At 45.5% G+C, this 1,277-nt stretch carries 1 protein-coding gene; it reads right to left on the bottom strand.

The features are described from left to right. Positions 1-183: 183 nt before the first annotated feature. On the bottom strand, positions 184-1,277 hold a 1,094-nt coding region (locus tag LV85_RS21955; RefSeq protein WP_111323495.1), incomplete at its 5' end, for an IS110 family RNA-guided transposase.

A 1,277-nucleotide genomic window follows, 5' to 3' on the forward strand; every position in this document is an offset into this window, starting at 1 on the left:
GTTTTTTTTTCTGAAAGTCTCAGCAAATACCCCATAGTAATTCCAGGACATCAGGATCAGCTAAAGGATTTCTCGAGAGAAAAATTTTTTCTACGTGCTCTATGGCAACAACTGTGGGTTCTTAGCGTCTGATATCAGTTTTATGCACGGGGTATAGTCCACCAAAAAAAAGACGACCTTTTTTTAATTGGACGCTAATGTTTTTAGTTTTTGGATCCGTCTTTCCAGACGTTCCAGTTCTGATTTTCTTCGTTGATCTATAATTTCCTGCCTTAATTTTGGTTCCCGATAAGGGGTTTTGTCCTTTAGGATATGATAGGCAGCGTTCAGTATGTCATGTCCAACAGCCATGGCCGCTTTTTTCTTTCCTCTTCGTTTGGCTATGCTATAGTACCTGAAAGACAGGTAGGTATTGAGCGTGTGACTGGAAGCCCAGGAAGTCTCTATCAGAATTGTCTTGAGATACTTGTTTCCCTGAGTGACCCGAGACGACATTTTTTTACCGGCACTCTCATTATTGCCTGGACAGACTCCGGACCAGGAAGCCAGGTGCTTGGCAGAAACAAACTGGCCCATGTCAACACCTATTTCGGAGATGATCCCGATAGATGCTATTTTGGAAACTCCGGGGATGGTCTGAAGCAGTTCCAGTTCCTGCACAAAGGGACTGACTACCTGCTCGAGTTGGACTTCCAGTTCTTCAATGGATCGGTTATGGTTCCTGATACTGTCCATCAGCATCCTGAGCATGAAACGGTGCTGGTCAGAGAATCTTCCATGAAGTGATTTGGCCAACTCCTCTTTTTTACGGATCAGGGATCCCCGTGCCTGATTGGCCAATTGCCAGGGATCAACAACTCCAGCCAACAGCTGTTCGATGATGGCCAGGCCTGTTTTGGAAAACACATCGCTGACCACACTGGAGAGCTTGATGTTGGCATCTTCCAGGATATTTTGAAGCCTGTTTTTAGCTCGGCTTCGTTGGTTGATGAATTTTTTACGGTGCCGGAACAGTGTTCTGGCGAAGCGGATAGTTGCCTCCGGGACAAAGCTGGATTTCAGTAGTCCGCTGAGCAGGAGTTTAACAATCCATTCCGAATCCTTTTTGTCGGTTTTATGTCCCGGGACATTTTTGATATGCCTGGCATTCACGACCAATAGTTCAAAATAACCTTCTAGAACATAATAGACCGGTTTCCAATACACACCGGTACTCTCCATGGCCACATGGGTAACCCCATGATTTTGGAGCCATCCGATCAGTTGTTCCAGATCAG

The sequence above is a fragment of the Algoriphagus chordae genome, assembly GCF_003254055.1.
GTDB lineage: Bacteria > Bacteroidota > Bacteroidia > Cytophagales > Cyclobacteriaceae > Algoriphagus > Algoriphagus chordae.